This window comes from Pyxidicoccus sp. MSG2, assembly GCF_026626705.1.
Classification (GTDB): Bacteria; Myxococcota; Myxococcia; order Myxococcales; family Myxococcaceae; genus Myxococcus.
The window spans coordinates 13187444-13193640 of record NZ_JAPNKC010000001.1 but is presented as its reverse complement, the minus strand read 5'-3'; the positions used below and the strand labels follow the sequence as shown (position 1 = coordinate 13193640).

5 protein-coding genes are annotated in these 6197 nt (G+C 68.1%); 1 reads left to right on the top strand and 4 read right to left on the bottom strand.

The features are described 5' to 3' along the window. Both OV427_RS49885 and OV427_RS49880 read right to left on the bottom strand, forming a co-directional pair. Positions 1–393, bottom strand: a 393-nt coding sequence (locus OV427_RS49885; RefSeq protein ID WP_267863332.1) for an SMI1/KNR4 family protein, incomplete at its 3' end; no start/stop codon positions are given. 78 nt (positions 394–471) lie between these two features. Next, positions 472–1686 (bottom strand): glutathione S-transferase family protein, encoded by a 1215-nt coding sequence (locus OV427_RS49880; RefSeq protein ID WP_267863331.1) that lies wholly within the window; start codon positions 1684–1686, stop codon positions 472–474. Between the two features lie 203 nt (positions 1687–1889). Here OV427_RS49880 and OV427_RS49875 point away from each other — a divergent pair, with 203 nt between their 5' ends. After that, positions 1890–4583: a DUF3427 domain-containing protein gene (locus OV427_RS49875; RefSeq protein ID WP_267863330.1), complete on the top strand. Its 2694-nt coding sequence runs from the start codon at positions 1890–1892 to the stop codon at positions 4581–4583. A 95-nt stretch (positions 4584–4678) separates the two neighbouring features. Here the strand turns inward: OV427_RS49875 and OV427_RS49870 are convergent, their stop codons facing one another. Continuing rightward, the gene (locus OV427_RS49870; protein ID WP_267863329.1) at positions 4679–5035 is read right to left on the bottom strand and encodes a hypothetical protein; all 357 of its coding nucleotides are present in this window, start codon (positions 5033–5035) and stop codon (positions 4679–4681) included. Next, on the bottom strand, positions 5029–6174 hold the full coding sequence (locus OV427_RS49865; RefSeq protein WP_267863328.1) for an FAD-dependent oxidoreductase: 1146 nt from the start codon (positions 6172–6174) through the stop codon (positions 5029–5031). Before OV427_RS49865 ends, OV427_RS49870 begins: the two co-directional genes overlap by 7 nt. Positions 6175–6197: the final 23 nt, after the last annotated feature.

The following is a 6197-nucleotide window of genomic DNA, read 5'->3' as shown; positions in this document are numbered from 1 at the left end:
CCCCAGATAATTGCCTCCCGAATCCTGGGTGACAGGCACCCAGCCCCGACAGGCGCGGAAGGGCTGGATGGCCCCCTCTGGCTTCGTGGCGACCCCCTGGATCCAGGCAGGCATTTCCGTGGCGTGGCGCTCGAGCTCCTCCATGCACATCAGGATTCTGTCCAGCGGCAGGAGCTTGAGCCCGATGACGATGCCGGTGCTCGATGCGTCTTGCTGCCCGTTGTGAAGCGCGTAGGAGGCCCGGAAGTCCTCGGGCAGGGGGCGCCCGAGCCGCTGCTCGAGCTCAGCGAGCTGCACCTGCGTGGCTCCCGGATTCAGGTGGGGGACCAGCTCCGGGGCATAGTCCTGGAACCAGAACTTCAGGCGCTGCCAGACCGCGACCACGTCAGACATGGACTCCTCCAAGCATGGCGCGCGCAGTAGCAAGCCTCGTAGAGCGCCAGGCTGCGCTTGCCCACAGGAAAGCCTTCTCTATTTATCGCCACGGCGGCCGAGTATGGGCCGCAGACGATCCCACATCCCCGTCTCGAGTACGTTCATGGCGCGTTCCATGGGCAGGGTGTCTTGATATTCGGGGACGTCGTACACCTGAAGGTCGAGCTCCAATTTCATATCTTTCGCCCATTGCAAAAGGTGCAAGGCATAAGTAGAGCCGGTAGACGCATCTAGATGCTGCGCGATACGCGATTTAGGCGTGAAGGTTCTGCCGACGTACAGCACCCTGGAGTCATTGTGCGCGGGAGTAGTCCTGCAGAGGTTGGACTTCTTTCCCGGTTGTACGAGCGACTTCTTGGCGCGCTCAACAGCCTCGATGATTTCACTTCCTGTCGGGCCCGACCTTATCGTGAACACATAGATCGAGCATTTCCCAGCATCTATGTTTTTGTAACCGGTCCGCAGGCTCTCGATATTCTTCTCGATCCAAGCCTCGTCGAGCCTCGAGGTCCGAACCAGTTTTTTCCAAACACACTTGAGCGTAAAGCGCCGAGCCTGATTGACCGCAGCTTCGACGGTCACCCTATAGCTGTTCACCGCTTCCTGTACTTCCCCTCCGTGTCCCATTGCATTGCGAATCTGACCTTGGGGAGGTGAGAGCACGTGGCGCGTCTCCACCATGGACGGTCGCTGCTCCACCTCGGCGAACCACGCTGAGAGCCGTTCCCGTCCTCTGCGCCAGTCGGACTCGGGCCAACGGAAGTCGAGGTAACCGAGGAAGGCCGCGACCGAGACCTCGCCGATAGTCAGACGGTCGGCCTCCAACGTCTCCCGCTCCAGTGAGTCCAGCGCCGCATGCAGGGCCCCGGCCTGGCGCAGCAGCACCGCCTCGGACCGCTGGTCCGCCGGCCGCTGCTCATCGGCGAAGAGCCGCCCCGCAGCGGTGCTGGCCCCATCCGCCAACCCCTGCAGCAGCAGTGCCCGCCAGCGCGCCTCTCCTGTCTCGGGGAACAGCCGCCGTTCGCCTGACAGCGCATCCAGGTAGTCGCAGATGACCCCGGACTCATAGATTGGCGGCCCGTCACTCCGCTCCAGCGTCGGCACCTTGGCCAGGGGGTTGAGGGCGCGCAGCCGCCCGTCGGTCCAGGGATTGACCTCCACCAGCTCGAGCTGCTCGGTCAGCTCCAGCTCATGGGCGACGATACGCGTCTTGCGCGCGAAGGGCGATGTGGGGGCGTACCAGAGGCGCATGCGGCTCCCCGTATCATTGTTCGGGCGGCCGTTCCCGCTCCCGCGCGGCGGCTCCTCTGGCGTCCGTCCCGACGTGCTCCAGCTCCCGGTCCCGGGTGTGCATCAGGTTGCGTCCCTTCCGCGGGAATCCTCTCCGAACTAACCTGGCTCCGATGTCCCTGGCGTCCGAGCACTCGGTCCTGAACTTTCCCGGCGAGCTGAGAATGCTCGACATCGTGCGAGCCGGCCTGGCCCGAGCGGAGGAGGCACGCTTCGCGGTCTCCTTCACCCGCTCCAGCGGTTTGCAGCTCCTCGTGGACCCGCTCCGGGAGATGGCCAGGAGAGGGGGCCGCATCAGGCTTCTCACCTCGACCTATCAGGAGCTGACGCAGCCCGAGGCGCTGGAAGCACTCCTGAAGCTGGAGGGCGTCGAGTGCCGGGTCCAGGAGGGCCGCACTCCTTTTCACGCCAAGTTCTGGTGGTTCAATGGGAGCACGGTCGGCGAGTGCTGGGCAGGCTCCTCCAACCTCACCAAGGGCGGGCTCGCCACCAACCTCGAGTGGAACATTCGCGCCTCGGGGCCCGAGAGCCTCGAGCAGACCCGGCGGCAGTTCGACACGCTCTGGAGTCGGCCCGATGTCCGCCCCCTGAGCCAGGAGCTGATTCGGTGGTACCAGGGCCGGCGCCGCCGGGAGCGTGTCCCCGCGCCCCTGCTGCTGGCAGCGGACGCGCCACGGCCACGGCCGGAGCCCAACCCGGCGCAGCGTGAAGCGTTGCGAAAGCTGGCTGAGCTGCGCGCGAGAGGTGAGCGCCGCGCGGCGGTCATCGCCGCGACCGGGCTGGGAAAGACCTACCTCGCGGCCTTCGACGTGTCCGTGAGCGGTGCGCGGAACGTCCTGTACGTCTCGCATCGCCTCGAACACCTCACCCAGGCCCTCAGGGCATTCCGTGACGTGCTGCACGACCACCAGCTCGGACTGGCCGGTGGCGGGCACCTGGGGCTGGACGCGGACGTGGTCTTCGCGACGGTGCAGGGCCTTCGTGACAACACCGCGCTGCTCGGGCGCAAGTGGGACTACGTCATCATCGACGAGTTCCATCACGCGGAGGCCCCGAGCTATCAGCCGCTGCGCACGCTCCTCCAGGACGCCTTCCTGCTGGGGATGACGGCCACGCCTGAACGTCAGGACGGACACGACGTGCTCGAGTGGTGCAACTGGAACATCGCCTACGAGATGCGCCTCCCCGAGGCCATCGAGCGCGGCTGGCTCCTGCCCTTTCATTACTTCGGCATCGCGGACGAGACCGTCGACTTCGCGCGGATTCCCTGGAGGAACGGGAGGCTCTCCATCGAAGCCCTGGAGCGGGAGCTGTCCATCGACACGCGCGCCGAGCTGGTGCTGGAGCAGGCGCTCCTGCGCGGCTTCGACGGGCCGAAGCGAGCGACGGTGGGCTTCTGCGCCAGCCTCCGCCACGCCCGTTTCATGGCAGAGGCCTTCCAGCGGAGGAACCAGCACGCCGAGGTTGTCTCGGGAGAGCAACCCGTCGAGTTGCGTGAGCACCTCTACCGAAGGCTGGCGGACGTGGACGACCCGCTGGAGTGGCTGTTCGCCGCGGACGTCTTGAACGAGGGCGTCGACATCCCGGCCATCAACTCGCTCCTCTTCCTGCGCCCCACGGACTCCGCCTCGCTGTTCCTCCAGCAACTGGGGCGCGGGCTGCGCCTGTATCCGGGAACAGAGGTGCTGACCGTCCTCGACTTCGTCGGCCATCATCGGAGCAGCTGGGCGTCCCTCAAGGCCCTTCACTTCCCGCAGGGCACGGGGGCCCGCGCCGACATCCAGGGCTTCACCCTGAAGCCTCCTCGCGACTGCGAGGTCATCCTCGAGCGGCGCACCCGGGAGCTGCTGGAGAAGAGCCGCGGGGAAGTCACGCGGCGTGAGCGCTGCACCGAGGCCTATCAATCACTCCGGGAGGAGTTGGGCCGCTCTCCGCTTCCCCTCGACCTCTGGCACCGCGATGAGCTCCCCGCGCTGAGTGACTTCCGCGCGGTCTTCGGCACCTGGCTCGACTGCCAGCAGGCGCATCGAGACCTCCCTCCCTGGGCGGTGGGACTCCCCGAGGACCATCCGGTCCGGAGGTTCCTGGCGGCCCTGGAAGTGGACTGGCAGGCCCCCCGGGTCGGACCCTATGCCCTGCTCTGGGGACTCATCACCCGTCCCGAACAGCCGGAGGCCGGCTACGAGGCGTTCTTCCGGAAGTACCCCCAGTGGCAGGTCGAGCACGCACCGCTCGAGGCCTCACGGGCCTGGAAGACCCTGGCCACGAAGCTTCCGGAGGACCTGCTCTCCGGGGGACGTCTGAGCCGCATCCTCTTCGAGGGGGTCGGAGCCGAGCTGCCCTCCCAGGTGGAGGGACGCCTGCTGTACACGGTGAACAAGGACCACCTGGAGCGCCACGGAGGCGTCCTGCGGAGCCCCTCGGACCTGGCACATCACGTCCCCTACACACGCCCCGAAATCGTCCGCCACTTCGGGGAGCAGTACGACCCCATCCGCCACAACACCGGTATCCTGTGGTTCGGCCAGCACGGCGTCATCATCACCAAGCTCGACACGAGCGGGGCGAAGCAGACGCACCGCTACCTGAACCACTTCCTCTCGGAGCGGCGCTTCTCGTGGACCAGCCAGAACAAGATGACTCGCGCGAACAACGCGGGCCGGAAGGTGCTGGAGCACGCCCGGAACGGAGTGTCACTCCACCTGTTCGTCCAGCGGCGCTCGCACGCCCCCGCCTTCTACATGGGAGAGGCGCGAGTCATGGGCGTACGAGGTGATGCCCCCATGACCGTCACCTTCGAGCTGGAGCGGCCTGTGCCGCGAGACCTCCAGCGCGAGCTCGGCGGCACCACTCCGTAGCCGGAGCCTGCTCCTCGGTCTCGCCCGGAGCTTGCGCGGCGCACGGAGGTGCTTCCGCCAGGCCGCGGAACAGGTCGCCACGCGAACACGAACCGTCAGGGGGCTGAGAACCAGCGCTCCAGTGCGGGGTGCAGTCCACCGTCGCGCCCGGCCCACGCGATGCAGCCGTCGGGGCGTACCAGCATCGAGCGCGCCCCGGGGGCCTTCACCACGCGCACCCGCGACGCCCACGCGGCCCCTTGCGCGGAGGCCACGCCGTCTCCATCGACGAGGAGCCCGCGGCCGTCGCGCATCAGCGAGAACAGGCGCGTGACCACTCCGGCAATCGTCAGCTCGACGTCGGCGACGAGGCGCCCGACGAGCGGATCGTCGTCGCCGAGGTCGTAGCGCGTGGCGACGCTGCTGATCATCTCGCCGAAGTAGCGATTGACGTCGGCGTAGGTGGTCAGCAACTCGCTACGATCCGCCGCATCGCGGTCGTCTGCGGGTCGGGACGCATGAGCGCGAGCTGGGCGCGGGTGTTGTCGAGCACGCGCGCCGCCATCGGGTGGCACTCGGCCGTATAGGTGTCGAGCAGGCCGTCGGGGGCGTGCCCCTGCACCGTGGCGGCCAGCTTCCAGCCGAGGTTGACCGCGTCGACCAGACCGAGGTTCAGCCCCTGCCCTCCGAAGGGGGAGTGGACGTGGGCGGCGTCGCCGGCCAGCAGCACACGACCCCGCCGATAGCTCGACACCTGGCGCGCGTGGTCGGTGAAGCGCGTCGCCGAGTGCAGGGCGGTGATGCGCACGTCGGCCCCGCTGACGCGCCGCAGGCTCTGCTCCACCTCGGCGGCCGTCAAGGGTGCCTCGCGATCGGTCGGCGGACCGTCGAACTCGATGATGCCCACGCGCCCCGGCATCGGGCCGTAGGACAGCATCCCCACTGCCGTGCGCCGCCAGCCGAGCGGCAAGAGGCGCTCGGGGTGATCGAGCTCGACGAGGGCCTGGTGACCGGTGAGGGTCGGGTCCGTCCCGGGGAAGTCGAAGCCGGCTTGCTTGCGCACCGTGCTCCGGCCCCCGTCGCAGCCCACCAGGAACGCCGCCTCGAGCGGCCGCGGCCCGCCGGTCCCTCGCGCCTCGACCCTCACGCGCTCGCCGGTGTCGTCGAACGACTCGACGGTGTGCCCGCGCCAGACCTCGACCCCAAGTGCGACCGCGTGTTCGGCCAGGATGTGCTCGAGCGCCTGCTGCTGAACCCCGCGCATCCTCCGGGCGGGCTCGCGCTGCAGGGTCTGGTCGATCAGCCGCAGCCCCGCGAAGTGGCCCCCGACGTGGCGTATCCCACCCGCTGGCGGGCCGTCCTGCACCCCCAGCGATTTCTTCATCGCCTCGACGGCGGCAGCCTCCTCGGCGTCGAGCGCCAGGCCGAGCCCCCGCCGTTCGAGCGCCTCGCTGGCCAGCGTCCCGATGCCCCCTGCCTTGAGCGTCGAATCAGGCTCGCTGCGCCGCTCGAGCACCACCACTCGCACCCCACCCAGTGCCAGCTCGCTCGCCAACATCAATCCCGTGGGACCTGCTCCCACCACCACCACGTCCACCGTGCGCTCGTCCATGCTGGCGAAAGGTGTCAGAATTT